The organism is Sneathiella chungangensis, from assembly GCF_009882935.1.
Lineage (GTDB): Bacteria > Pseudomonadota > Alphaproteobacteria > Sneathiellales > Sneathiellaceae > Sneathiella > Sneathiella chungangensis.
On sequence record NZ_WTVA01000002.1, the window covers coordinates 126,521 to 153,497 of the forward strand.

The 26,977-nt window shown below is 48.0% G+C and carries 24 protein-coding genes; 7 read left to right on the forward strand and 17 right to left on the reverse strand.

The window, feature by feature from the left end:
• Positions 1-99: 99 nt before the first annotated feature.
• Positions 100-2,790 (reverse strand): cation-transporting P-type ATPase, encoded by a 2,691-nt coding sequence (locus GQF03_RS05520; protein ID WP_206376427.1) that lies wholly within the window; start codon positions 2,788-2,790, stop codon positions 100-102.
• Positions 2,791-3,106: 316 nt separating this feature from the next.
• Here GQF03_RS05520 and GQF03_RS05525 point away from each other — a divergent pair, with 316 nt between their 5' ends.
• Positions 3,107-3,970, forward strand: a complete 864-nt coding sequence (locus GQF03_RS05525; protein WP_161338221.1) for a universal stress protein — start codon at positions 3,107-3,109, stop codon at positions 3,968-3,970.
• 93 nt (positions 3,971-4,063) lie between these two features.
• On the opposite strand, the gene GQF03_RS05530 is transcribed toward GQF03_RS05525, so the two are convergent.
• Positions 4,064-4,828: a sulfotransferase family 2 domain-containing protein gene (locus GQF03_RS05530; RefSeq protein WP_338401305.1), complete on the reverse strand. Its 765-nt coding sequence runs from the start codon at positions 4,826-4,828 to the stop codon at positions 4,064-4,066.
• Positions 4,829-4,913: 85 nt separating this feature from the next.
• Complete coding sequence (locus GQF03_RS05535; protein ID WP_161338223.1) at positions 4,914-6,881, reverse strand: hypothetical protein; 1,968 nt, start codon at positions 6,879-6,881, stop codon at positions 4,914-4,916.
• Between the two features lie 748 nt (positions 6,882-7,629).
• On the opposite strand from GQF03_RS05535, the gene GQF03_RS05540 reads away from it, so the two are divergent.
• On the forward strand, positions 7,630-8,094 hold the full coding sequence (locus tag GQF03_RS05540; protein WP_161338224.1) for an acyl-CoA thioesterase: 465 nt from the start codon (positions 7,630-7,632) through the stop codon (positions 8,092-8,094).
• A 20-nt stretch (positions 8,095-8,114) separates the two neighbouring features.
• Positions 8,115-8,456: an adenylate/guanylate cyclase domain-containing protein gene (locus GQF03_RS05545; protein ID WP_161338225.1), complete on the forward strand. Its 342-nt coding sequence runs from the start codon at positions 8,115-8,117 to the stop codon at positions 8,454-8,456.
• A gap of 586 nt (positions 8,457-9,042) precedes the next feature.
• Here GQF03_RS05545 and GQF03_RS05550 read toward each other — a convergent pair.
• From GQF03_RS05550 to GQF03_RS19010, 3 genes are all read right to left on the reverse strand, one after another.
• Positions 9,043-11,244, reverse strand: a complete 2,202-nt coding sequence (locus tag GQF03_RS05550; protein ID WP_161338226.1) for a CHASE2 domain-containing protein — start codon at positions 11,242-11,244, stop codon at positions 9,043-9,045.
• A 24-nt stretch (positions 11,245-11,268) separates the two neighbouring features.
• Complete coding sequence (locus tag GQF03_RS19005; protein ID WP_161338227.1) at positions 11,269-12,303, reverse strand: FecR domain-containing protein; 1,035 nt, start codon at positions 12,301-12,303, stop codon at positions 11,269-11,271.
• Between the two features lie 133 nt (positions 12,304-12,436).
• Positions 12,437-12,565: a hypothetical protein gene (locus GQF03_RS19010; RefSeq protein WP_277346492.1), complete on the reverse strand. Its 129-nt coding sequence runs from the start codon at positions 12,563-12,565 to the stop codon at positions 12,437-12,439.
• 194 nt (positions 12,566-12,759) lie between these two features.
• Between GQF03_RS19010 and GQF03_RS05560 the strand changes: the two genes are divergently transcribed.
• Together GQF03_RS05560 and GQF03_RS05565 are read left to right on the forward strand one after the other, a co-directional pair.
• The gene (locus tag GQF03_RS05560; RefSeq protein WP_161338228.1) at positions 12,760-13,731 is read left to right on the forward strand and encodes an NAD(P)-dependent oxidoreductase; all 972 of its coding nucleotides are present in this window, start codon (positions 12,760-12,762) and stop codon (positions 13,729-13,731) included.
• Positions 13,731-15,242, forward strand: a complete 1,512-nt coding sequence (locus GQF03_RS05565; RefSeq protein WP_174238723.1) for an aldehyde dehydrogenase — start codon at positions 13,731-13,733, stop codon at positions 15,240-15,242. Before GQF03_RS05560 ends, GQF03_RS05565 begins: the two co-directional genes overlap by 1 nt.
• Positions 15,243-15,279: 37 nt before the next feature.
• Here the strand turns inward: GQF03_RS05565 and GQF03_RS05570 are convergent, their stop codons facing one another.
• Positions 15,280-15,876, reverse strand: a complete 597-nt coding sequence (locus GQF03_RS05570) for a TetR/AcrR family transcriptional regulator (RefSeq protein WP_161338229.1) — start codon at positions 15,874-15,876, stop codon at positions 15,280-15,282.
• Positions 15,877-15,935: 59 nt separating this feature from the next.
• On the opposite strand from GQF03_RS05570, the gene GQF03_RS05575 reads away from it, so the two are divergent.
• Entirely contained in the window at positions 15,936-17,060 is a 1,125-nt protein-coding gene (locus GQF03_RS05575; protein WP_161338230.1) for a TauD/TfdA family dioxygenase, read from the forward strand.
• Positions 17,057-17,794 carry a class II aldolase/adducin family protein gene (locus tag GQF03_RS05580; RefSeq protein WP_161338231.1) on the forward strand — a complete coding sequence of 246 codons (738 nt, stop codon included), beginning with the start codon at positions 17,057-17,059 and terminating at the stop codon, positions 17,792-17,794. The genes GQF03_RS05575 and GQF03_RS05580 overlap by 4 nt, the downstream gene beginning before the upstream one ends.
• A 204-nt stretch (positions 17,795-17,998) precedes the next feature.
• On the opposite strand, the gene GQF03_RS05585 is transcribed toward GQF03_RS05580, so the two are convergent.
• The 10 genes from GQF03_RS05585 to GQF03_RS05630 form a co-directional block, all read right to left on the reverse strand.
• On the reverse strand, positions 17,999-18,955 hold the full coding sequence (locus GQF03_RS05585) for a tetratricopeptide repeat protein (RefSeq protein ID WP_161338232.1): 957 nt from the start codon (positions 18,953-18,955) through the stop codon (positions 17,999-18,001).
• A gap of 1 nt (position 18,956) precedes the next feature.
• Positions 18,957-19,634: a hypothetical protein gene (locus GQF03_RS05590; RefSeq protein WP_161338233.1), complete on the reverse strand. Its 678-nt coding sequence runs from the start codon at positions 19,632-19,634 to the stop codon at positions 18,957-18,959.
• A 374-nt stretch (positions 19,635-20,008) separates the two neighbouring features.
• The gene (locus GQF03_RS05595) at positions 20,009-20,902 is read right to left on the reverse strand and encodes a DUF6999 family protein (protein WP_161338234.1); all 894 of its coding nucleotides are present in this window, start codon (positions 20,900-20,902) and stop codon (positions 20,009-20,011) included.
• Positions 20,895-21,572 carry an iron-containing redox enzyme family protein gene (locus tag GQF03_RS05600; protein ID WP_161338235.1) on the reverse strand — a complete coding sequence of 226 codons (678 nt, stop codon included), beginning with the start codon at positions 21,570-21,572 and terminating at the stop codon, positions 20,895-20,897. Before GQF03_RS05600 ends, GQF03_RS05595 begins: the two co-directional genes overlap by 8 nt.
• A complete protein-coding gene (locus tag GQF03_RS05605) occupies positions 21,569-22,717 on the reverse strand; it encodes a beta-ketoacyl-ACP synthase III (protein WP_161338236.1) in 1,149 nt (382 codons plus the stop codon). Before GQF03_RS05605 ends, GQF03_RS05600 begins: the two co-directional genes overlap by 4 nt.
• A gap of 75 nt (positions 22,718-22,792) precedes the next feature.
• Positions 22,793-23,524, reverse strand: a complete 732-nt coding sequence (locus tag GQF03_RS05610; RefSeq protein ID WP_161338237.1) for an esterase/lipase family protein — start codon at positions 23,522-23,524, stop codon at positions 22,793-22,795.
• Positions 23,521-24,846 carry an MFS transporter gene (locus GQF03_RS05615; RefSeq protein WP_161338238.1) on the reverse strand — a complete coding sequence of 442 codons (1,326 nt, stop codon included), beginning with the start codon at positions 24,844-24,846 and terminating at the stop codon, positions 23,521-23,523. Before GQF03_RS05615 ends, GQF03_RS05610 begins: the two co-directional genes overlap by 4 nt.
• Positions 24,839-25,474: a lysophospholipid acyltransferase family protein gene (locus GQF03_RS05620; protein WP_161338239.1), complete on the reverse strand. Its 636-nt coding sequence runs from the start codon at positions 25,472-25,474 to the stop codon at positions 24,839-24,841. Before GQF03_RS05620 ends, GQF03_RS05615 begins: the two co-directional genes overlap by 8 nt.
• A 98-nt stretch (positions 25,475-25,572) precedes the next feature.
• Positions 25,573-26,157, reverse strand: a complete 585-nt coding sequence (locus tag GQF03_RS05625; protein ID WP_161338240.1) for a TetR/AcrR family transcriptional regulator — start codon at positions 26,155-26,157, stop codon at positions 25,573-25,575.
• Positions 26,158-26,445: 288 nt separating this feature from the next.
• Positions 26,446-26,757, reverse strand: a complete 312-nt coding sequence (locus GQF03_RS05630) for a hypothetical protein (RefSeq protein WP_161338241.1) — start codon at positions 26,755-26,757, stop codon at positions 26,446-26,448.
• Between the last annotated feature and the right edge of the window lie 220 nt (positions 26,758-26,977).

Here is a 26,977-nt window from a genome sequence, read left to right on the forward strand (position 1 = left end):
AAAATGACGGCGCCAACGATGATCAACTTCGAGACGGCACGAACATTTAGGCGGTCACTTCGACGTAAAAAATGCGAGAGCCGTTTTCAGTCAGGCTTACTAACGACGGCGAAAGCTCAGACGCAATTGTTTTTCGGTTTCTATGATTGTGAACAGAGCGATACCCACACAAATGATGAGCATGCCGTCAAACAAAGGCACAGCTTCGGTCGCAAACAGATTTTGCAACGGCGAGACGTAGGTAATGGCGAACTGGGCGACGGTGACGATAATAACCGTTGTCCATACAACTTTCGTGCCCCGCACCGCCTTCCAGGTGAGGGAGGTGCCATAAATGTTTCGAATGAAAAAGAGATGGAATATTTCCATTACCACCAGGGTGTTAACGGACATGGTGCGGGCAAGTTCTATCGAGTAGCCGCGATCTATCGCGTAGATGTAGATTCCAAACACCCCACATATAAACAAGACCGAAACCAGCACGATATGCCAGGCCAGCTCCCCGGTCAGAAGTGGCTGATCTCTCGGGCGTGGGCGCCGACGCATTGTATCGATTTCCGTGGGTTCAAAGGCCAGGGCAATACCGAGTGTGACGGCCGTAATCAGGTTGATCCAGAGAATCTGGATTGGGGTAATTGGCAGGGTCATGCCGAAAAGCAGCGCGGCAATGATCGTCATAGCCTCGCCGCTGCTCGTCGGCAGTAGCCAGCTGATGACCTTCTTGATGTTGTCGTAGACAGTGCGCCCCTCGCGCACAGCGGTGACGATGGTCGCGAAGTTGTCGTCGGCGAGAACCAGTTCGGCGGCTTCCTTGGCGGCTTCGCTGCCTTTCATGCCCATGGCAATGCCCGCATCGGCGCGCTTGAGGGCAGGCGCGTCGTTCACGCCATCCCCGGTCATGGCGACCGTCATACCATGCGATTGGAGCGCCATCACAAGCCTGAGCTTGTGTTGGGGACTCGTTCGGGCGAACAGGTTGGTGTTGAGAACCGCCGCGGCTAATTCCGCGTCATTCATATTGTCAAGATCAGCCCCGTTGAGCACTGTTTCCGGATTTTGCAATCCGACCTGTCTGGCTATGGCGGCGGCTGTACCACGATGGTCGCCAGTTATCATCTTCACGCTTATCCCCGCGCCATGGCACTCCGCCACCGCCTGAATGGCTTCCGGACGCGGCGGGTCGATCAGCCCGACCAAGCCGATGAGTGTTAATGTACCGTCGACATCGCTATGTTCAAGGACGGTATGTTCCGGTGCGACCGGGCGGACGGCAATAGCCAGAACACGCTGACCGTGGGCGGCGAATTTCTCGACCTGTTCATGCCAGTATTGCTTGTCGAGCGGTTGGGTGCCGCCCGAAACGGCGCGTTGCCCATTGCACATGGAGATGATCTGTTCCGGCGCCCCCTTCACGGAAATGGATGCATGCGCGTAATGGTCATGATTTAGCGTCGCCATGAAACGATGCTTGGCGTCAAAGGGAATGATATCGGTGCGTGTCCACTCGGCCATCTCTTGACGAATATCCATGCCAATTTTGCCGGACAACGCGAGCAATGCGCCTTCCATCGGATCACCTTCTATGGTCCAAACGCCATCACTCTCTTGCAGGGTCGCATCGTTGCACAACACGGCTGAGCGACCAACCTCTTCAAGGATTGCGTGATCGGATGGGGATACTGTCACACCGTCGAGCTTTATGGTTCCATTTGGGTCGTACCCGATGCCGTCAACGGAAAAAACATGGGCCCGGGTCGCAAGAGAGGTGACCATCATCTCGTTGCGGGTCAGGGTGCCGGTCTTGTCCGTGCAGATGACCGATACTGAACCCAGCGTTTCAATTGCGGGCAACCGCCGAACGATCGCATTGCGCCTGGCCATCGCCTGCACGCCGACCGCGAGCGTGATTGTCAGGACGGCAGGTAATCCTTCGGGAATGGCTGCGACTGAAAGCCCAACCACCGCCATAAACATTTCCGCGAAATCATAATGCTCAACGAAATACCCAAAGATCAGCAACAGGGCGGCTACGAGCAGTATCAAAACGGTTAGCCATCGCGCGAATACGTTCATCTGCGTCAGTAAAGGCGTCGTCAGGACGTCAACATCGGAAAGCATACCGCTAATGCGTCCAACCTCCGTATCGGCTCCCGTTCCGATGACGACGCCTTTACCCATGCCGCCGGTCACTAATGTACCGCTGAAAGCCATGCACGTCCGATCGCCAATCGCCGCATTGGGCGCGACCGGAGCGGTATGCTTTTCGCTTGCAACGGATTCGCCGGTGAGTATCGCTTCCTGCGCCTGAAGGCCGTGGACCTGAATAAGGCGCAAATCGGCGGGCACTTTATCCCCCGCCTCCAACAGCACGATATCTCCCGGGACTAGTTCAATTCCCTCTATGCTTCGACGTTGCCCGTCACGCAAAACGGAGGCACGGGGAGCCAACATATGGCGGATGGCTTCCATCGCCTTCTCCGCCTTCCCCTCCTGGACAAATCCGATTACGGCATTTGCCACGACGACGGCGAGAATGAAAAATGTATCGACGAAGTGATCCAGAATTGCGGTGATGACGGCCGACCCCAGGAGCACATAGATCAGGATATTGTGAAAATGCAGAAGAAACCGGACGACGATGCTGCGCCGTGCCGGATCCGGCAGGCGGTTCGGGCCATGGGTTTCCAGTCGGGCTGCCGCCTCGCTCTCGGTGAGACCGTCACTCGTTGTGCTCAAAGACTCAAGGACGGAATCCGCAGGATATTGATGCGCATTGCTCGCCGTTTCCATTGTTGTCTCCTGATTCATGTTCGCCTGGTTGAAGACCTTCCTTGCCAATCGCGGAAATGACACGAATAACGGAAAAACGTCGTTCTCCGAAATTATGATTTGATGGTTTAAACGAAGGTTTTGCTTATATATTTATCAATTGTAGGCAGTCTGATTACGTTATTGCAAGCATTACGCAAATGCCGGATTTATGGACCGGAACCATCGGCCATTTTGATCGCCATTGGACGTCTTACATGTTACTTTGGCGCAATAAAATGCTTATCGGCTGTAATCAGTATGTGAGCGGAGGCGAGCCTCCAGTTTGTGGGACGGAATGAAGCGAATAGTTGTTGCAACTGATTTTTCCGAACGATCCGATCGGGCGATCCGTCGGGCGACATTGCTGGCGCGAACCTTTGATGCGAAAGTTATCCTTATCCATGTCGTTGATGACGACCAACCTCAACATCTCATCAGAAGCACTGAGCACGCGACGAAAAGTCTTTTGGAGGAGCAGGTCGCGTCACTTCGCGAAATTGATGGGTTGGATTGCGAATTCAGAGTAGCTTTTGGCGATCCATTTGAAAAAATCACGCAATTGGCGCGAGAGGAAGAAGCAGATTTGTTGGTGGTCGGACCACATCGCCGGCAAATTCTGAAGGATGTCTTTGTGGGGACAACCGCCGAGCGGACAATTCGGACAAGCGATCGACCAGTGCTGATGACGAACGCCGTTCCCGCGGGTGCCTATCGCCGAATACTGATTGCGACGGATCTTTCCGATTGTTCGGGCTCCGCCCTTCGGTCCGCTGTGGAACTCGATCTGGTAAGCAAATCAGAGGTATCCGTCCTGTATGTATTTGATGCGCCGGCAACCGGGCTGATGAACAGGGCATCCTTGAGCGAGGACCAGATCCAGGACTATATGCATAACGAGGAGCAGCGGGCATCCTTGGACTTGTTGGCATTTCTGGTGGAACATGATCTGAGATCGGCGCCCTGTATTCTCAAACCCGCCATGTCGTCGGTTGAAGATGTCATTCTTTCCGCCGCACGTGATATTTCCGCGGAGGCCATCGTCATCGGCTCGCATGGCGAGACAGGGTTTGCCAAGACGCTTCTGGGCAGCGTGGCGGAAAAGCTGTTACGCATTGCCGATCGCGATATCCTGGTCGTGCCGCCCCAACGCCGGGAATAGAGGCTTATTCTCGGATAGTTTATCCATTTTCATATGTTTTTTATGACCTGAAGGATAGTCGTAGGCAGAAGTTCCCGCCGACAAGCTGATTTTTCACTCCGAAATTAGGTTCTCTAATGCAAATTTATACAAAATTTGGTCATATCGGCATTTTCTTTCCAATGATTCTTCAACGTCATTGGGAACAGTAAAGCTGCCTTTTGAAACCAGGGATTTATTCTCCCATGTCATTTCTTTGGCATAGGGTAAATCTAATTCGGCTGATAATTTGTTTAGGTCTTCCTCAAAGCGATCGTTTAGCCCGATGAAGTCGAGTTTTGACAAATTGCACTTTGCAACCCCAACCGCTTCATCCCATTCAGCGGAACTGTCGAACTTCTGATTATATTTTCCGGAAAAGGTACGAACCAACACGTTATCAGATTGCCAGTTCAAACTAGCCAGATCCAGTTCCAGAAAATCCTGAATGTTAATGCCTTCTATGTCTTTGTCGTCCACCCATTTGCTTCCCTGCGGGCTGGACATGAACCGATATAAACTCAATAGACGGTCTCTCGGCTCACGTAAAAAGGTAAACAAATAATCTGTTGGCGCGGGCATCAACTCCTGATAGGTCGACCATTGAAAATGTCCTGTAATCAGTCGCGACCGTCTGGCCCGTCGCAGTTTCATGCCTCGCTGCTCTCGATGCCAGTAGTCATGAATAATCGTCAAACGATGACGCCGAAGCAGTTTGTCGATGGGAGATCTGTTGGGCAGGCCGTTTCCCAAAGACCTGTAGACGGACGTTCCCGCACATTTAGGGATATGAAAAAAGACAATTCTCTTTTTAGTGTGAGATGACATTTTGGGACACATTTCTCTATATACTTTTTGGATTATTTCTATTCCGAAAATTGTATGTTAGGTCGATATTAGACAGGAGATTTGTCTATATTGACCTCTACCTATTTACTTTTTGAGCTATAATCCAGTATTTGGTTTCATTCTTGATTTCGTAGCCTGCATCCAGAATTAGGTTGGTTTGAAATTTTTCAACGATGTCAGGAATTCCTGCAATGTTACGAGAGGTAACTTTATCAATAACAAATATAGGTGCGCCAAGTCGAACTATTTCATCTATAAGTGTATCTCTGTTTTTTGCATTATGGGCAAAGAAAAACGGGCTTTTCTGACTAAGCGCAGTATCCAAACCGGTAAGTCGGGACATCGTTAAAGCCAAGCTGCTGATCCATTTCAGATCTAAGTAATTATCGTTCAGCGATTTGAGCTCGGTGGCTTTTTCTAACGAATATTCGCACAATTCAGGCGACGCCAGGATTCCATCGAGGCATGGCGTTAGTTTGTCATGTATTCTGTCCGATATGGCTGTAGAGAATTCTTCAGAAACCAGCCTTTTAACAGGGTTTCCAAAGATAAATGGTGCGATTATCACGGTCAGGTAAAATGACCATAATATTTTGTTGTTTTTGGGCTCTTTTGCCAGGTTAGGCAAAACAAGAAGGAAATATAGTAAGGTCGGGAGCCATAATTTCGGAATGTAAAATCGGTTAAGTTGATAGGTTCCTATTGCAACAATTAGTCCTACGATGACAACACTTTGAAACTCAATTGGCGAAAATTTCTTTCCGTCATTTATCGAGAGTAAATAGCGGGAAAACAAAACCATGGTATGAGCCATGATAAGAATAAAAGGAATAAAGAAATAGAATGGAAGCGCCGCAAACCCATTTGATCCACTTTGCATTTTTAAAAGAGCAATATCGAAAAGTTCAGTAGCTACTGACAGCAATGAACCATCAAAAATCAGTAATATCAGTATAGACGCAGATAATATCCCGCCGAGTAGAATAGCAGCACCGGTCAACACAAGGGTTATAAGCCCTTCCTTTGCCCCTGCGATAAAATATGCAAAGCCCATTGCAGCGATGCAATAGAGTGCTGTTTCAAAGTTATAAAATATTGCCAGCGGAGATATGACGCCAAATATAAACGCTCCGAAACTTACTCTGATTTTGGCGAGGTAGTAGGAGATGATTATGAAAGCGGGAATTGAAATGAAACGAATTGGCAATTGATTTGGGGTTAGAAAATTGTTGCTAATGCCAGACATTTGGCCTGAGAAAAGAACGAGAACAAGCAGGCCTATTACCAAAATCACTGTTTTATCTTTTAGGCCTACTCGGCAGGTGGCTATAAATAGAACCAAGGCAAAGAACAGAATATTTATTGTGGACAAAAACCATTGAGTATCTCGAAGTGTTTCAAGATCGAATAAATTCTGCGTTTCTAAAATTATACCATTCAGAATAACCCCATACCCGGCAAATGCATTGAATGCCTCCCCATCAAAAGTGAGATTAAGTAATCCTTGTCCCAATACTGCCGTCCAATGGGTATCCATTGTCCAAAGGCGATTGTCTGGAATGGAAGGACCAAACCACATTGGCAAAATGAAAAAAATCAGGCATCCACTCAGAAATGCAAGTGCTAGGTATTTGATGGAGAATTTATGGTTGAAGGCTTCTTTCACCAGGTATGCGACCGCAAAAGCGAGCACGAAATTGAAGCCCTTTTGTTTGTAAGTGAGAAAGATGACCAGCCAAAAGGCGAGTGTTATTGCCGGGACAAGCCACGGAGAAATCGCTTTGGATAAATACCACTCTGAAAAACTATGTGTTGAGAATGTTCGGGGTGAAAATAACCCAAACAATAGGAAAAAAACGAAAATAACGACACAAAAAACGTAGTAGAAAATCCGTTGAATACGCGTGTCTTGCATATTGAAGTAAGAAACATGTTCCTGAACAAATGTTTCATTCTGGCTCATATTTTGAACGATTAAGTCCGAAACGCCTAAACTCAATAATGCAAGAGCCACTAGCGTTAGCGTCAATTTCAGATCCATCATTTGAGTGAATCTGTCAATCAGCCACATAGTGTTATTTTGATAGTAAAAATATGCCCTATTGACAGACTTCATCAATGTGTTGGGAGAAAATTTGACCATTAATGTCTAACTATTAGCTCTAGAGAGTGAAACGGCTTTTGACAAATGTATTTCCTTTTTAAAATCAGTATAAACTCTGTTCTCGTCAAAACCAGCCCCAAAAATTTTGGCATTTAAAAGTGGCCGTCTTTGTAAATTTGTTGGCTTGAGCTTCCCCGAAAAAGCGGTCTTTTTTGGTATCCCGATTGTCCGTTACGCGTGCTGATTGGAGGTTTAAGCTGGTCCATATTGAAGAGAAACCGCGGCTAACAGTTCCTGCAAATTCGACAGTACCACATTGACTGAAATGGCTGTATTTACGCGACGGGCATTCTCTAAGTATTCATTGAATTTCCCGAATTCGCTCTCGAACCGCGGTTCGTAAAGGCTAAGGACGGGCCAATACGCAACCTGATCAATGCGATGAAGTCCCGTCAGGCATTGTGGTTCAAAATTATCTTCGTCCGAACCTAAGCTGGCTGGAAAGTGGAGGGCTAAAAATAGTTTTGAGTAGGGCGTGTCCAAATTTGCCAATGTCAGGAATAGTAGTTTGATCCTGTTTATATGAGGAGAAGCCATATATACTGCTGACGGTGAAATCCTGCGATTCCCAGGAACAGTTCAATAACAGGTGTTCCATTAAACCAACTTATTTTTAGTGGGAAGTATGATGAGTGATGTGTTTGATTTAACGAGTAAAGACAGCTTTCGGCACTGGACCCCTGTAACGGTTCGCTTTTCTGATCAGGATCCTTTGCAGCACGTCAATAACGTAGCCTATGCCACGTATTTTGAGGCAGCACGAACCATGTTTCTTGGCGGGTTGTTAAACACTGATGAGAGCGCGGAAATTGATTTTATTCTTGTCCGTCTCGTGATCGATTTCGTAAAGGAAACGCATTACCCAAATACAGTTCACGTTGGTACACGGGTTATCAAACTGGGCACTAAATCGATAACGACAGGCTATGGATGTTTCGTCGGTGATGATTGCGTTGCAACTTCTGAAAGCGTAAATGTATTCTTTTCCACGGTTGAACGTAAATCGGTCGCTATTCCTGACGCCGTCAGGACGAGTTTAGAAGCAGACCCTATGCAAGAACACAACATTAGTGGATATAGTCGAAACCACTAACACTCCAAGTCCGGATTTCTTTGCCTACACAACGTCGACTTGTTTCTTCCTCCGTGATAACGACAATTTCTGATGCGGTCGCTTGCGCAATCGATGTTCAGGAAGCATTGGCGGGCCATGATGTCATTCGATTGCGTTGCGGTATCCATATCGGTGACGTCGTGTTCGAGATTGAGGACGTATTTGGTGAAGGGGTGAATGTCGCTGTCCGCCTTGAAGCTCTGGCGGAGCCCGGACGGATAGCGATCTCCGATACGGCTTATAATGGCCTCGACGGTTCGATGGGTCAGCAATTCTCCGGTGGGAACACTGATGAACAAAAAAATTTCTCGCTCCGTCGCCGTATGGTGGTGGCCTGGTGAAGTGCGGATTGCGATTGAGACCCCATCTGCAAAAAAGAAATCATATTGGCGGTGCACGATAAGCTGTCAATAGCCGTCCCGTCTATTCACAATATGTCAGGGGATTACGAAACCGCCGCCTCGATGTTTCGGGAGCGTCTGCTGTTGGCCAAGGATACGGATTTTTGCCGTGCCTGGCTTGTCTCGACGCTTGGGCATTTAGGTGAAATAGATTAGGCGCAAAAAATATGGGCGGACTTCGCAAAATCAATCTGGAAATTTAGTTTGAAACAAGTCTGGCACGACTGGCGTTCACCAATCCTTCCTATGCGGAAAAGGTCATGGAAGCGGCGGCAAAAGCCGGTGTGACCGTTTAGGCGAGATGTCATCAGAAGCTCTTGATCGAGGAATTTGGAAAAGCAGTTCCGAGGGGCGGATTTAGAACACCAACAGGCGGATATTCAGTCCGAGTGGAACGCGGAAAGCCCTTAAGCTCACTAGGTCAGGTTCCTTTAAGCAGGGCTGGATGCTTGATGATTTTGGCAGGCAAGGGGCTTGTCTATTATCCCGCGTGGCCGGATAGACCCGAATAAATATTGTAAGTCATTTATATCTCTGGAAGTTTCATGGTCACGACAGTTCCTTCATTCACTTCAGATTCGATCAGGAGCGTGCCGCCAAGGGTTTCAACAAAATTCTTGGCTAAGGTGAGCCCCAAACCCGTGCCTTCATATTTCCGCTCGAGACCTCTATTCGCTTGGCCAAAGGCTTTTAAACAAGTCTCAATTTCCTCGGCGGGAATGCCAATTCCATTGTCTGAAACTGACAAGTTGATATCTCCCTTGGGGCCACGGCATAGCGCCAGTTTTACATAGCCTTCTTCACGATTGAATTTTATGGCGTTTGATATGAGGGAACTTAGGGCCTGCTTTATTAGCCGCTCATCCGTTACATAGGTATGGTCGTCATCGGATATTTCGACGACAAGCTTAAGTCCGGCTGCTTCCGCACGGTCATGCGACATTTTTCCAATTCGTTCCACAACTGCCGCTAAGTCGACTTCTTCTTTTTGTACTCCGAGTTCATCATTTTCGAGCCTCGCAAAATCAAGGACGTCGGTAACGGTCTCTAACAATTTGGCGCCGCTGTTATATATGTCTGTGCAATATTCCACATACTTGGGCGAGCCGAGTGGACCAAAAAATTCACCCCGCATCGTTTCCGAAAACCCCATCATTGCGTTCAGAGGGGTTTTGAATTCATGGCTCATATTTGCCAGAAACTCAGTTTTCGCACGGTTCGCCAATTCGGCCTGCTGTTTGGCGGCGACTATTTGCCGCTCCCTACGCTGGGCAAGCCTTTCTGCTCTAACGCGTTGATCGATATCCCGCATCAAAAGGATAAAGTCACCACTACCATTTTCATCCATTGAGGTCACGGCCAGATCCGCGTGAAACGCTCTTCCTGATGTTCGTTTACAGAGTATGCGTGCCGGTTTGCCCGTCGTGACCGCATTCTCCAGAACTTGTTCAAAGGTGTGGTTGTCTGTCAAGCTTGAAGGGATGTATAGCTCCGACATAAAACGATCTTTTGCGGTTGCTGGCGTGATTTCGAAAATGCTTTCTGCGGCGAGATTGATGGATTTTATCCGGCCCAGTCTGTCCGTCGTGATCAGGGCGTCAAAGGCGTTCCTTGCCACATTTGCCATGAGGGCCTGGACGCGCATTCGTTCAAGTCTTTCCGCAACAACATTGAGACCCCGCTGGCGATAACGAACGAGGACCGTAAAGCTGCCGGTTAAAAAAGTTCCGACAAAAAAGGGAGCAACGGGAAGGAGCAGGTTTGTGGATGACTGCACCCACACGCCCGCCGCAAAAATAGCAGCATCACAGGCGATGAAAACGGCGAGGAGGTATATAAGGCGGCATTTCCAGCCAACAATTGCTATGGCGGCTGTCAACAGCAGGAGTAAAACCAGGATCACGTCGTTTGAAACAGGTTGCAATGCCCGATCATTGACAAGAGACTGAGCTGCCAGCATTTGGACAAGTACGCCGGGCAGGGCATAGTAAATTGGCGTGGCGATATTGTCTCCGAGTTCCACGGCCGTTGCGCCAATGAGAACTGTCTTCCCCGTGAATGATGCTGGGTCAATGGTGCCCTGAACGACATCAGAAAAAGAATAGCGCAGAAACGATGCCAGATTGATGCTGTAATCGATCCCAAAATCCTGAAAGGATTCAGCCGGATCAAGATCAACCCCGGATTTGGTCGCCAGGATGCTTGCTAGAGTTGGAATATTCTGTTGGTTCCATTCCTGATAAAATGTTTGTCGCCAGAGAAGGCCATCGGTATCTGGAAAAATGTTAGCCGATGCGATTTCGGCATATTGAGCAAAACGCGGCATTGGCCCGACATCGATAAAGACACCATCAGCCTCGCTCCATTGCCGGAAAGCAGCGAGCACTGCACGTCCTTCACTTCTTGCCAGAGCTTTTTCCAAAGCCAAGTCATCAGCGTCGTTGCTTGCGAGGCTAAAGTCTACGTCGAAAACAATTGCCGCCGCATTCGCGGCAATGAGACGATCGATCAGCAATGCATGGAGCGATCGTTTCCATGGCCAGACGCCAATTTCGCGTAGGCTTTTCGGATCAATTTCTACAATAACAATGTCGTTACTTGCTTCATGGAGATCGAGTTTGAAGCGCTGCTCCTGCAACGGTCTTTCAATGAAATCCAATATCTGGAAGTTAAGGGCGGCAATTGTGATGCCAAACGCCAGCAGCCATGTAAAAACCCGAAGCAACATTGCTCGTGAATTTACAATTCTAGCTTAATTGCCGATACCGACGCTGACACCAATGCCGCCGACACCTACACCAACGCCGACGCCAATGCCGCCGACACCTACACCAACGCCGACGCCGCCATCTCCGACACCTGCATCTGCGCTCGCTCCTGCATCGCCGACGCCCGCGCCTACACTGGCCCCGACGCCACTATCGCCAACACCGGCACCTGCGCTCGCTCCCACGCCACCGACACCCGCGCCTACTCCGGCCCCGACGCCGCTATCGCCAACCCCGACACCTGCACTCGCGCCAATACCGCCGACATTTCCACCAATACCGATACCTGCGCCATCGTCACCAATTCCGACGCCTACGCTCGCACTCATGCCCTCAACGCCACCGGTACCGCTTGTGCCTCCTTCAGCGTTAATTCCGATACCGGTATTTGAGGAATTTGAGCTCTGGGTTGAACTCGTGGAAACGCCAGCTGTCCCGCTAGAAACGGTTGCAGACATCCCAGCCGTAACAGAAGCCGTGCTTCCGTCACTTGTATTGGATACCGCCACAGTCCCCTCATTCACGTCAACCTGCGTTGATTCCTCATTAATATCAACGCTGAAACCGGTTCCTTTTACGACAGCGACGAGATAGGGAGCGGTGACTGAAAAGGTACCTGCTTTGCGCTTTTGTACCGAATATCCGACCTTACCACTGGATTGATTAACCACAGTCGTGGCGTCTTTATCGGCCTCAGGAGCCAAATTTATTGTCGAATTCGGCCCAAGTTCAATTTTGTCAAAGCCGTGCACGATCACGACTTGTGCGTTATCTAGCGTCCGGATTTCCACGCGTGCGGGAAGCTGTTCCGCCTTGACCAGAGATCGCCAGTCTCCATTGTTGCTGACTGGACGCCATTGGCTTGGTCCCTTGACGTAAAGAACATTCCAGTAGGCAATCGATCTCGCCTCTGAAGATTGCGACAGGGAAAAATACAAAGTGAGGACACTGAAAAAGGTAATGAGTGTGAAAGTAACTAAATATCCAAAACCAATTCCCTTGTTTACTGGTCTAAACATTTTGTGCCCCTATGTACCGCGGATAACATGCAACCCATGGAAAGTAAGCTAATCAGCATAACAAACAGTTAAAATTTATAGTAAAAACCGGTTTTTATTGTGCTTTTAGGTGACTGGGGCGAGCGTTGAATTGTCATTTCCAGTCCGGCGGTAAAAAGGGTGTATCGTCGGTTTCGAACGACCGGCAGGCGGATCGTGCGTCGGCCCGCCGGGTGAAGGTGCTGCATCTGACCGCATGAAAGCGATATCTGCTAAGCGTCATTTCTGGATTTTCCGCACAAACTTCCGAGGCCATGCAAAGGATACAATCCGGATGATATATTCCGGCCAATCCCCAAGGTCGCCTTTTTGCAAATTCGCATGGATACTCTATGCTCCGGATTCGGACATTGATTTTATACATGCCAGCCGATCAGGATGTTGGCCAACACTGTTATTGTAAGAGAAGGAACAATCATGAAAGTTGGTTTTATCGGCCTCGGGAATGTTGGCAGCAAGCTTGCCGGAAGCTTATTACGCAACGGGCATGATCTGACTGTTCATGATTTAGATAAAGCGGCCGCGCAACCTTTTTTGGACAAAGGAGCGGCTTGGGCGGATACGCCAAAGCTCATGGCTGAGGCTGTTGACATCGTTTTTACCTGCTTGCCTTCTCCTGCGGCTTGTTCGGCTGTCATGGAAGCACCGGACGGGGTAATAGCGGGTTTGCAGCCGGGTAAGTTCTGGATTGAAATGAGCACGACGGACGCCAATGAAATTCGTCGCATTTCGGAGTTGATCATCGCAAAAGGCGCCTATGCCTTGGAGGCGCCTGTTTCGGGTGGATGCCACCGGGCCGCGACGGGAAATATTTCCATTTTGGTTGGTGGCGAGCGGCGGGCATTTGAGAAGGTACTTCCAGTTCTAACGACCTTGGGACGACGGATTCTTCATACCGGACCTATTGGGACAGCCTCAGTTCTGAAAGTCATGACAAACTATCTCGCAACAGTAAATCTTTGCTCGCTCGCCGAGGCATTGACGGTTGCCAAGAAGGCGGGAATGGACCTCAATACGACCTATGAGGCAATCCGAATCTCATCCGGAAATTCATTCGTTCATGAAACGGAATCCCAGGTTATCTTGAACGGCAGCCGGGACATCAGCTTTACGATGGATCTTGTGATCAAGGACGTCGGGTTGTTCGATCAAATAGCAAAAGACCACGGGGTTCCATTGGAAATTTCTCCCTTGATTCTTGATATCTTCAAGGACGGGCAGGAGAGATACGGACCGCGCGAATTGTCGCCAAATATCATCCGGCGACTGGAAGAAGCCAGTGGCGTTGAGGTATTAGCGCCGGGATTCCCGGCTGAAATGGTGGATGATGAGCCGGAGGAAATCGGTGCGGAAGTATTCCCCAAAGGCGCGGAAGGTCGCCGTTTGTAATGCAGACAAGTTCTGAAAAAATGCAGCATGGTGACTGGCTGAAAAAAGCGAAGTCTCTGAACATTGAAAGCAGGTTGTTTATTAATGGCTCCTACGTGGACGCCAAAAGCGGCGCACGATTTGAAAGCGTTAATCCGGCAACGGGGGAAGTTCTGGCCGCAGTTGCCCGTGGTGGGGTAGCCGACATAGATCTTGCCGTTATTGCGGCAAAGGAAGCCTGGCGAGACGGGCGTTGGCGGTTTATGGCCCCAAGAGATCGAATGAACGTTCTTTTCCGCCTTGCTGACCTCATCGAGCAGCGGTCTGACGAGCTTGCCCTGCTGGACACTCTGGACATGGGTAAACCGATCACAGACTCACTGACGATTGATCTGCCGGAAGTGATTGTGACCTTTCGCTATTTCGCGGAATGCATCGATAAGCTGGAAGGCGCCGTGACGAATTCTGACGCCAACGCGTTGCATATGATCCTGAAAGAACCTCTCGGGGTGGTTGGGGCCATTTCACCGTGGAATTATCCGTTACTCATGGCCGTCTGGAAGGTTGCGCCTGCCTTGGCCGCTGGAAACTGCGTTGTGCTCAAACCCTCCGAAAAGGCGCCCTTGAGTTGCCTGTTGCTGGCAGAACTGTTCATGGAAGCCGGCGGGCCAGCGGGGGTATTCAATGTGGTTAATGGATTTGGAGATGAGGCGGGAAAGGCACTGGCCTTGCACCCCGATGTCGCAAAGATCACCTTTACCGGCTCCACCAAGGTCGGCAAGCAGATCATGATTTATGCGGGCCAATCGAATATGAAGCGCGTCGCGCTGGAGACCGGTGGCAAGAGCCCGCAAATCTTCATGGCGGATATAGATGACCTTGATCAAGCTGTGGATTACGCTTTTGCGGGGATTTTTGATAATGCGGGTCAGGTATGTAACGCCGGGTCCCGTTTGCTGGTACATCAGAAAATACATGATGCCTTTGTCGAGGCTTTTGCCAAAAGAAGTCAGGCGGTTTATCAACCCGGCGACCCGCTGGATCCCAATACGACGCTAGGCCCCGTTGTGGCGAAAGAGCACCAGCAAAATATACTGAAAAAAATCTCGCAGGGGCGGGAAGAAGGTGCCAGGCTTATCTTCGGCGGCCAGACTGTCGAAGAGTTGGAGCCCGGAGCCTATGTGCAGCCGACCTTGTTCTCGGATGTTGAAAATCATATGTCACTGGCCCGCGAAGAGATATTTGGTCCGGTCGCGTCGGTAATATCATTTGGCGATGAGCAAGAGGCGGTAGATATCGCGAATGATTCACCATATGGGCTTGCCGCAGGTGTCTGGACGCGGGATTTGAAAACCGCCATGCGGATGGTAAAGAATATTGAAGCCGGTGTGATATGGGTGAACTGTTTTGGCGACGGGGACATGACCCAACCGTTTGGCGGCTATAAGCAGTCAGGCAACAGCCGGGACAAGTCAATGGAATGCTTGCTGGGATACACGCAAAGCAAGTCCGCCTGGTTCAAGCTGGACTAAATGCCGCGGTGAAAATGCTCTTCGAGAGAGCGTTACTTCATGGCAGGGCATGGATACCAACTTGTTCAAGATAGACCCGTAGCGATTTGTGCAACCGCGCAGTCGGCCAATCCGGCCCATCCACAAGTCCGCGAATGATCAGGCCATTTACCTGCGCGGTGATGCCTTGGCTTACATCCTCCAAATCTTCCGGCAAGGGGATTCTATGGCGCTGGTAATGGCGCATAAGTTCCTGAGTAACAATATTTTGCCATCGATGGTGAAATTCTAGCTGCATCGTAGCGACCCGGGGCTCCGCAATGGACCGACCCCAGAAGGCCAGCCATACTGTCATCGCAATGCGGCTCTCGGCCGTGGTTGGAAGTGCTGTGGAAATAATGTCAAAAAAACTGTAATTTTCCTGCTCCTTCACGTGTTCCATGTTTGCAAACATGATGTCATAAGCCATCTCCAAGGCCGCCATAAGGATCGCATCCTTATCGGAGAAATAGTGGGTAACCGCACCTGTGGTCACCCCGGCAAGGCGCGCTATATCCACCAATTTGGTAGCTTCCAAACCGCGCTCGGCAATTACCTTCATTGCCGCCGCGCCAATCGTTTTTCGTCTTTGATCGTGATCCACTATTTTTGGCATAGACGTGCTATATCATTTTTATTATATAATGGTGATTATAAAAAATCAGGAGAGATGATATGGCTCTTGTCTCGTTGATGGAAAAAGGTCTGCTTATTCCGGTCGGCAGTGAGTTGGCATATTTCAATTACTTCTGGTTACGGGACAATTGCCCGAGTTCCTGGGATGCTGCTACTCAGGAGCGTATCTTCGACATTCTCGCAGAAGCAGATGATTTGCATGCCGACGCCGCGGAGGTGAGGGGTAATTATCTCTGGGTTACATGGCAGAACGGGCATGAGAGCCAATATGATCTGCGCTGGCTGGAGAGTTGGCATAAAGAAGATGGCCGAATTGATACGGCAATTCGCAGCCGCCAGCCCTGGTACAGTAATCATTATGAAAATATGGCACGATTTGATTTTGAAACCCTGAAGGAACGTCCCGCGGAAGTTTTGGATTGGGCAGAAGCGTTGCTTGATGACGGGATAGCCTTGGTCAAGGGGTTGCCAAATACCGATCAAGCCCTTCAATCCTTGTGCGAGTTACTTGGTGTCGTGCGTCCATCCTATTCCGGCCTCGCTTTCGATGTTCGCCAGAAGATCGATCCTGTGAACCTTGCCTACACGAACAAAGCTCTTGAGTTGCATACGGATGAGGCGGCGGAGGAATTTCCTCCGGGCATTCAATTCCTGCACTGCCGTGTAAATGACGTGGCGGGCGGCAATAGCTTATTCGTTGACGCAATGGCGGTCGCCAATGAACTGAAGAAAACCCATCCTGATTATTTCAAGATACTGACGGAATATAAGGTTCCCTTCCGCTATACGACGCATTCCCACGATATTCGTGCAAAGCAGCGTATTATTGAAATTGATCAGAACAACGGCGAGGTAAGCGGCATCAATTTCAGCCAGCATCTGGCGGATATTTTTGATTTTCCGCAGCATGAAATGGATGTGTTCTATCCTGCGTTTCGAAAGTTTGGGCAGATGCTACAGGATCCTCGGTTCTTGATGACTTTCCGTTTAAATGCCGGTGAATGCATTGTGTTCGATAATCACCGCATTGCCCATGGACGTACGTCGTTCGAGGACGGCGGAGGATTGAGGCATTTACGCGGCTGCTACGTTGACAGGGGTGAATTGCGCAGCACCTATCGCGTTCTCAAGGCAAAATATCCCGCCGGTGGTCGTAACAGATGAACTATCACAATAAGGAACGCCAATTAAGGGTTGATCTCGCGGCTGCGTTCCGGATTCTCCATAGATTGGATATGCATGAATCAGTCGCCAATCACTTAAGTGCAGCGGTCTCTGATGATGGCCGAACGTTTCTGATGAACCGGCGCTGGATGCATTTTTGCAATGTTACGGCGAGTAATCTTCAGCTTCTCGACGTCGATGATGAGAGCATATTGCAACGTGACGACGCACCGGATATTTCGGCATGGAACATTCATAGAAATATCCATAGAGCCTATCCCGGTGCGCGCGTTGTCCTTCATGCGCACCCAACATATGCAACGGCCCTCTCGACGCTAAAAGACCCACGCTTGCTACCGATCGATAACAATACAGCGCGGTTTTATGAACGTATTGCGTATGACACAAATTTTGGCGGAATTGCAAATTCTGAAGAAGAAGGAGAAAGGATTGCAGAAAGCCTTCAGGGGAAACCAGTTCTCATGATGGGTAATCATGGTGTAACCGTCGTCGGCGAAACCGTCGCGGAGGCATTTGAAGATCTGTACTATCTTGAAAAGGCCTGCAAAACCATGATTCTGGTTTATTCCGCCGGGCAACCGCTCAATATTCTGTCCGATGAGCTGGCTCGTGAGATTGTAAGAGGTTGGGATGATTTTCGAGGGGCGTCCTTCGCGCATTTTGAACAGTTGAAGGCAGAGCTGGACGCAACTGATCCATCCTATCTAAACTGATCGCTGCCAATTGGTGATGTCTGGGTAACATGCCGAGATACCTGATCTGTTATTTGATTGAATCCATAATTTTTTGAAAAGCGGTGTCCGGGGGGCGGATTTGAACCACCGGCAGGCGGATTTCCAATCCGCGTGGGCTTAGGTTTTTCACTAGACAAGGTCGTGCACCAGTTGGTGCTCTGCATTAGTAAAGAAGGCTATATTTCAGCAGTCCATGTAGCTATTTTTGACACAATCGCTAGCTAGTTTTCTAGCAGTTTCAATTGCCTCTTTCGTCATTTTATTCTCTAGACGCTGTTTGACGGTAGCCGCTTCATAATGTCCTTGTTTGGAAGCTAACGAATACCACATCAAAGATCGTTCATAATCTTTATCAACCGCCTGCCCATAATAATACATCCTACCGAGGTTAAATTGAGCATCGATATTTCCCTGGCTCGCGGCACGGCGATACCATTTTAACCCTTCTTCATAGTTTTCCGCGACAAATCGGTTGTTTGTATATATATCGCCAAGGTTATTTTGCGCTAATGCGAAACCCTGAATAGCAGCCATGGTAAACCATTTGCGTGCAGCTATGTAATCCCGCGGAATTTTTCGTCCGCGAGAATAAATGAGCCCGAGGTTGTTCTGAGCTACGGCGTTACCATTAATTGCCTCTTCCTTAAATCTGCTAATTGCAGCATCGTCAGATTGAAGTACTCCTTTTCCTTCAAATTCAGCGTCTACTAAGGCCACGGCTCTAGCGCATTTGTCTAAGTCGGGTGCTTTAATTTGAACCCAATATCTATTGTCATTTGCATAGCCCCTTTCGAAAAACCGATCATTCATATACCATTCTTTGATGGCTTCGATTTTGTACGCCTCGTTGCCGTCTGCATAAAAGCGAGAGCATAGCTCACTATAGCTCGCATTCCACCCGGCCATAATTGGACTATGGTTTTTAAAGTTGGTGAGATTTGTTGGCGGCTCTATTGTGCTTGTGCAGGCTGGCAGTAAAAGAACCGGAATGGCAAAAAGGATTTTCGAAGGAGTGCTCCCAAAGAAGCCGTTCGCAAAATAGCAGAAAAATCTATGACAATATTCTCGTAATTTATCAGCAAGCAAGAAACAAGCAAAGCGGATTTGCATTGCAACCGCCTTAAAACGTCTCACTGTCATCTCAAATGTACTTGTACACAACTTGCATACCTCTTTCGCCAAATTTCATCCGTATATATGATTTCGACAGAATCCAGAATGTCATTACGACAGCCCATGATTGAGCGGAAATGCTAAAGACGAATAGACTAATACCAATAATGTTGGGTATCCATCCGTCCAGTAATGGGCTTTTCATGGCGGGATTAATTGAGTAAGCGCCGACATATATTGCAACGCCGATTGAGCTAACTAAAACCGGACCTATTAAAAAACGGATGAATACTTGGAGAAATAGCTTGATTTTATTGGTGAATTTTCCTTTCTCTCCTTCAATCTCTCCAGCAATAGCAGATGGGAGTGCCAACCCGAATAGGGAAAACAGAACTAGAAATAGAATACATTCTAGAAAATGCTCAACAAGTACGATAACAACTACTAAAGCTACGCGGCTAAGGTCATCAGGTAAATCTCGTAAGAAGTTTGGAAGGGCTATAAAGAAAGCCAAGCGAGACAAGTAAAGTGGAAGGAAAAGCCCAGCAAATCGAAAAAAGAATCGCGTAAAAAGAGCAACATCGCTTGGATGCTCGTCTGCTTCGGGGCTTAATATACTTACACATGTGCTATAGGCTAAATAGGTCCATAAAGAAAAGTAAGCTACATCGACCCCAGTATCATTGAATAAATCGCTCTCGTTCATAAATTTTAGCGAGAAGATTATAAGCGTACCGATGACATAGTATCGGTAGAACTTTCGAAATAATAAGAATGAGCTACGATACATTCAGAATTCTTTGGTCTTAGAGCAGCTCTCAAGATTTGCCTGATAGTATAATCTACCTTAAGTAGATGAGTCAAAAGAGGCCTCAAACGCCCAAGCTGCATGAAGGTCACTTTCCATCTGCGCAATCTTTCTCCGATACAGCAAGACATATTAGATAGATTCTGAACTATGGGTTTCCGGGTAGCCACTCCCTGGTTTCAAAATGCTGTCGTTTGAAATTTCCGATCGAAGTCTCCGCGAACACTACATCGTGTGACGAACATAATTATTTTCCTGCGAACTAAACCTGATTAATCACACGTATTCTCTCGACAATTGTGAATTGTCTGCTCAATTTTCCTGTCTCTAAGATAACCATGCAGGCATTCCGCATCTAGGCCATGTAGCATCAGGCGAAAGCCTGCTTCCAAAGTCGAAAACGGAACGGTTGGATGACCATTATGAACCAAGGAGAGATGAAGACTGTCGCCAAAAATTCTGGCGATGTAAATCGCCACTGTTTCATCCAACTGTAAAGAGTTGCTGGCACGCCAGAAATCTCTATCGGACAATAATAACGCATAAAGAGGCGTGTAAATTTCGATGGCCGTTTGCAGATCAAGGAAATTATGCCACTTATCAGGTAATTCGGAGAATTCAAATGGCTCAGTACTGATGCTACTGAAATCAATTTCTTCGAGTGATTTTGGTGAAATTTTTTCAAAAGAAACTCTGCTGTTCAGCTCGATTATGAAGTTAAAGACGTTCAGATCATGAATGAGAAATGTATTGCCTAGGAGGTCCTCAAGCGATTTAGGGCGCAGAGGTTGGGTGGTTTCTATGTCGACAGACCCCATATTGTCCGCGGTGAATGCAAGGATTTCTGTACCGATATTGAAATGTCGCAATATCAAACGGTTAGCGTCCGGGCTGACAAAGTATTTTAGTCCCAAATATATTGTCTTGTGGAGCAGGTTAGGGGATTGCCAGCGTTCTGGCATAACCAACCGAAGTAACTGCACGAAAATGATACCTAATTTTGCTATTGGTCTAACCAATGGCAATAGTAGTCTTCTGGACCATCCACGTTGGCCACGCAGCAACGCAGCTTTAGCCTCCTTGTCCATTGGCAAGCTTTGGTCCAATTCAAGGGCAAGCCATGGATCCGGATTTCGGGGGTTTGTTACTTTCGGTTCGTCATACATTGCCGATCTCCTCAAGTTGCAGGAGATATAATCGACCCGTGACTTTTGCCGTCTTTACAATTTGATCGGCAAGCCCTGCAATGTTGAGAATGCCTGAGGCCATAATGTTCTCGAGTTTCTCAATATGATCGTCGTCATGTTCCGCATGGTAACGATAAAATTGTGTCTGATTCGGCTTTAGGTTGAGATTCTGTTCCAACTTTTTCACCCAATTTCCGGCGAAGTTTTTGCCCAGCCCTTCTATGATGAACATTGCCCCCAACAGATCAAATGGATTTTTCTGGCTAGCTTTATGGAACATCCAGGCATGCAAGGCTTCCGATCCTATATTTTTCTGGCCATTGGAAATATGCCCTATGTCACCCCCGCAATTTACAAAATCTTCGTCGAGCATTTTATAGTCGAGCTGTTCGGTAGCGGCATGCCGCAAAAATGTTGCGCGTTGTTCCAGATAAGGCTGTTCAATGCTGGAAGCGGCCCGAGCAATCCAGCGGCTTCCTTCTACGACTTGCTGCCGATGATTAAGGAGAATGTCACGATATTCCCCAATGCTGATCTTTCCGCGGTTTATCCTGTCAATAATATCCACTTTGTTCAACTTGCCTTCGAAGTCTGCCCAGACTGTTACCAGGCGTCTCAAAACAGATTGAACTTGAACTTTACTAGTCATTTTGAACGCTCCCTTCTAACCGCCGTAAGTTGCATAAACGAAACGATGCACTGTCCGCTTTCCGGAACAAAACATAAGATGCGGTCTCCGTCAGAAAGGCTTTGGGAACGAAATAACTCTTCAATCATCAGGTAGATTGAGGCTGAACCCGTATTTCCGATCTGAGCCAGGTTATTGAACCATTTGTTCTCCGGGATCATTGCTCCGGTCTGTTGTAACAGTTTGATCATTCGCTGCTTTAATGAATGGGCGGAATAATGGGGCAGAAAATAATCTACCTCATCGGGTGTAATTTTCCCGTTTTCGACAAGTGAAAGGTAATGACCTACCCAGGTTGGAAACATGCGGTACAGCAAGTCGAAATCCTGCTTCAGCATTATTGCGCCCTGTGCGGAGGCTTCGCTTGGTGAAGAATAGGACGACCAGGCTTGAACTTGTCGAATATCGTTGCTTGATGAGCCGGCATACATACAGGGATCAAATCTGTCAGCATATGAACACAGATCAATCCAATCGAGCTTCAGCGAGAGCTCTGCATCGTCCTTAAGGTCAGACTCAAGCAGCAATGCGCCAGCTCCGTCGGACAATGTCCAGCGAAGAAATTCGGCATCGCTCGACAAGTCGGTTTGTCCCGAATTGTCTAAATACTCTTCATAGAAGCCAGGGCGAAACCAGCGGCTGGAGAATTCGCTTGCGCAGGAGATCGCGGCCCTCTTTTCTCCGGCCCGTACATTAAGGAACGCGTTTTTGAGTGCCATCATCCCGCTTGCGCATACGCTTTGAAAGCTTGCAATTTCCATGGGAGGGAGCCCAGATATATGATGGACTAGGCTGGCGAATCCCGGAACGAGCATGTCCCCCTGTGTTGTCGCCGCAGAGAGGAAATCTATATTAGCCTTCGAAATTCTCGACCTATTAAGTGTCTGCTGAACCGCATTCGAAGCCATTTCGGCATTGCTGTAGTTTGGGGTACCACTTTTATCAAGCGCATAGTGCCGACTTTGAATGCCGTTTTGACGCAGGATCATTTTTCCACAGCGAGAAGCTTTGCCATGAATAAACCCAAGATATTCTTCCATGTCGTCATTCGAAACAGGCTCTCCGGGTAAAAATCCTCCCGCGGCTGTAATGAAAACATCTTGCATTAAATTACTCCATTACACTTCGGATTTGTCTTAACAGATGGTTGTATCGCGACATGCGTCCCCTTCCTTGAGTAATTAATCAGCAAAGTGCCCTTGATTCAGAAAGTAGGATATTTGTCTGCTGGCGATTGAAGAGTATCGAATGGTGACATGGGTCGCTGATACTTCCATAAAGTCGGCCATTCCCTCCAGTTTCATATCCTCGATTGTGACGGCACCGTCGTCCTTCCCATCAAGAAGGTAAGCGGCGATTGGATTAAAGGTATAGTTTCCAGCCAGCACGCCAATCTCATAGTTAGGCACGGGTAAATGGGCGAGCCAGGAACTATGATCAGCTGTTAGCTCGGAAGCAATAGGTCCGAGAACAGACCGGAAATATTTCCAGTGACCGAAATGTTCAACAAGGTCGCTACCATGGTTTGGGGGGGAAAGCATGACCATGCGCCCCATGTTCTTAAGGGGTGCGGAAGAAAGATAATCGCGTGCCAACGGACCGCCGAGCGAGTGGGTAACAAAGTGAACAATTTCAGCTGTGTTATTCGATTTTATGCATCTTTCAATCTCGGAAGATATCGTTGCTTGAGTATTTTCTATGCTTTCAGTCATAGAGGGATAGTCAATCGCGCAGGTGCGATATCCCGCTTTTTCAAGGCGTTGGCCAATCAACCACATGGCATTACTGCTTCTGGCAAGTCCGTGAACAAGAATTACTAGACCCAGATTGCGCTCATCCTTCGCTATTGAAGTGTTCACGGGCAAAATCATAAACTGGGCGATCAGGAGGATTAGAATCATTGTTTTCTTCATGACCGATGGTTCCTTTCTGTGCTGCGGGAAGCCAAAAGTCTTTTCAGGGTGCAATCGCCGACCTTGGAGGACACATAGAAAGCGGCGATAAGGTTGAATCCGGCTAGTATTAGGAGAATGGTCGAAAAGCTGGCGTGAATTGCAAACAAGGCCATTATAGCAAGGGAGGACAGAACCATTGCCAGAGAATTGATAATATTCAGCGATGCAATGATGCGCGCATGGTGTTCTTTGTCCCCTTTTTCCTGAATAAGAGCATATAGCGGTACTACAAAAATACCGGCAGAGATGGATATTGCGCCGAGATCCAAAAAGACGCGGGCACCACCGCTCACTAAAAAGGTACTAAAATTTATCGTTTCCTTGGCTGAGAAGAATGCCGGGACGGCGAAGCTAAGGTCAATCAGGAAACCCGTCATGACAAGAAGGGATAAAGCCGCAAATTTAGCGCTCACCTCTCCTTTCAACAGCTTGTTGCACATCAAGGATCCGATGCCGATTCCGATGGAAAAGGCGCAAAGCAGAAAGGTTACGACGGTTTCGTCACCATTGAAAGCTTCGCGTACCATAATCGGTAGCAGGATAAGCAGCGCAGCGCCAATTAGCCAGAACCAGGAAATAGCTAGGACGGACAGGAAGACAGGTCGGGATTTCCGGGAATGATTAATGATCTGATAGCTGGATTTTACGATATTCGCGGAGACGCTGATGGTGGCGTCGCCGACGCCTGCTCTTGGTATCTTGAGGCTTGCTAACCAACCAGAGAGGGCGACCGCGATAATCACTAGCGTGACAAATAACTCACCCTGATCCCGGAGAATGAGGAGACTTCCGCCAATAGTCCCGCCTAATATGGCGAGAAAAGTTGCTGCATCAATGAGGGCATTGCCGCCGACCAATTCCTCCTCGCGCAGATGCTCCGGAAGAATCCCATATTTGAGCGGACCAAAAAATGTGCTTTGTACCCCCATGAAAAAGAGCACCGTCATCAGGGCCCAGCTGTCGCCGATATAAAAGGCAATCGCCCCGGTCATCATTATTATGATTTCGGCAAATTTAATTATACGGACAAGTGCTGATTTCTCATATTTGTCGGCAATCTGGCCTGCAAGCGCAGAAAATAGGAAGAAGGGAAGAATGAATATTCCTGCAGCCAATGTCACCAGAATCTCGCCATCCACGCCAGAGTTATCAACGGCACGATAGGTGAACAGAATAATCATCGCATTCTTGAATATATTGTCATTGAAGGCGCCAAGAATCTGAACCACGAATAGGGGTAGAAAACGCTTCTTTTTGAGCAAGGCAAATTGACTAGACATAAGACAATTCCTTTCCTACAGAAGTTAAACCCGCGAGTTCATTGCTACGACTTTCAACACGAGTTGACAGCAATTCCATAAATTCCTGTTTCTCAAGCCCGGGGAGGATGGGAGGCAGAAATTCAATCGTGGCGGTTCCTGGTTGTTTCCGGAATTTTCGCTGTGGCCAGCGCAGGCCGATATTTGTCGCAACAGGTACGACAGGTAATGAAAAATCATCATAGAGATGATAGATGCCGGATTTGTAATTAGATTTTTCTCCGACTGGCACGAGACGGCCCTCCGGGTAAATCAGAATAGGACGCCTACTTGAGACGGCCTTGTCTGCGCGAATAGTCAGGCTATTTTGTGACTTTACGCCACCATCGCTATCGACAAGGATCATCTGCATCTTTTTCATTAACCGGCCAATAACAGGATATCGGCCTAGTTCCTGCATGGCGATTGTTGCGACATTTGGTATGGTCGCCAGTATGGCTATCCCGTCCACCTCAGATTGATGTTTCGCTGCAATCAAATATGGGCCGCTTTTGGGAAGATGTCGTTTTCCGTCAAACTTGATCGAAATTCCACCTATCCATTTAAGGAGCCAAAGACACCCTTTTGCCCATAAGTTTGCACCTTTCATCAAAAGTCTTCTACCCGGAAGAAAAATGAGTGGGACCAGGAAAAGAATTGCAAAGAAAGTGAACAAATAGAACGATAGGTTGAACAGACTAGATCGGATCATTGCTTTTTCTCCCGAGCGTTCAGGATGAGCCAAATCACTTCAATAAACTCATCCGCATAGTTAATCAGCGGATCTGCTAGACGTCCGTATAGGTGGAAGGTCGCTGGCTGCATTACCACGCCGAGAGACATGGCAGCGATCACATCGGGATCGCCTGCGGGAATTTGTTTTGCTTCGATCGCGTCAACGATGATGCCCCGAATAACCAACACGGGGTTGCCTTCATTCTGGGCCACACGATCGAAAAAGTCATGCTGTGATAGCATGCAATAACGGAAGGCATCGGGCGCATGGTCCACCAATTTGCAAAAAGCGTACACTGTGGATTCTACGGTCTCCCGCAAATCCGTTGACTTACGCCTGGCCTTCAATAATTCACTGGCGATATTTCCATAGTGGTGCTGAAAAAGGGCCCATGCCAACTCATCCTTGCTTGCAAAGTGCCGGTATAGGGTGCCCTCTGCGACGCTAGCACCCTCCGTTATCTCCTTGGTCGATGTCGCATCGATGCCCTTTTCGATGAAAAGTTTCAAGGCTGAAGCGAAAATTTTATTTCGGGTTTTGATTTTTCTTTCCTGCATAATACGGCCTCAAAATTTAAACGATCGGTATCTCCTGATACTCGACTGAAAATCTTTGGAAATTGCTCAACCATTTCATTTATCTTTAAAATGGAACAATTATGCTCAGGTAGCAGCTCGTTCTCTTGGACTAATAATAATTTTACTTGACTAATTTCTACTGAAGATTGTTCAAAGTTACTACGAATTTAGTCAAAAAATTTCACTAATGCCCCCTGTGAGGGAGTCTGGTCTTTTTCGGCTCAGGTTTCCGGTCGTTCCATGAGTTGACGGGTGAGAAGACATGTTTCAGGAGTAGAGGGGAACCCATAGGTCATTGGCAATCATTTGGCGGGTGAGACGGCGAAGTTCTGTGAATTTCATTTCAATTTTTTCGAGGCTGGTCTTGAAAGCGTTGGATATGTTCCGGCTCTTGTCTCCCGTCGAACTCAAGCGTACTTCCGCGCGCAGTACCGCAATTCGGCGCTTGAGTTCAATAGCCTTGAAAAAGTTTTGCATTGCTGCCGGGATATTTCCTTCAGTCAGTTTGCTTGTTGCGACATCAATGATCTCAGACAGTTCATTGAGTTTTCCGTTAAGTATTTCTGCATTTACCGTCATTTCAAATCCCATTAGTGAGTGATTAATCACTTTTTATATACATTATGAAATTGGATACTTCAAGTGCAAACTGAAATTTTGGTTTGAAGTCGGCTGAATTCTTTTAGGGCTTGATTTGTATGCGTTGAGGGATAGAGGTCAGTTTTTTAACTGGAATTGCCTTGATCCATTGGTTGCAGTTGTTTCCTATGGAATTTTCTGAAGAATATGGCTCAATAAA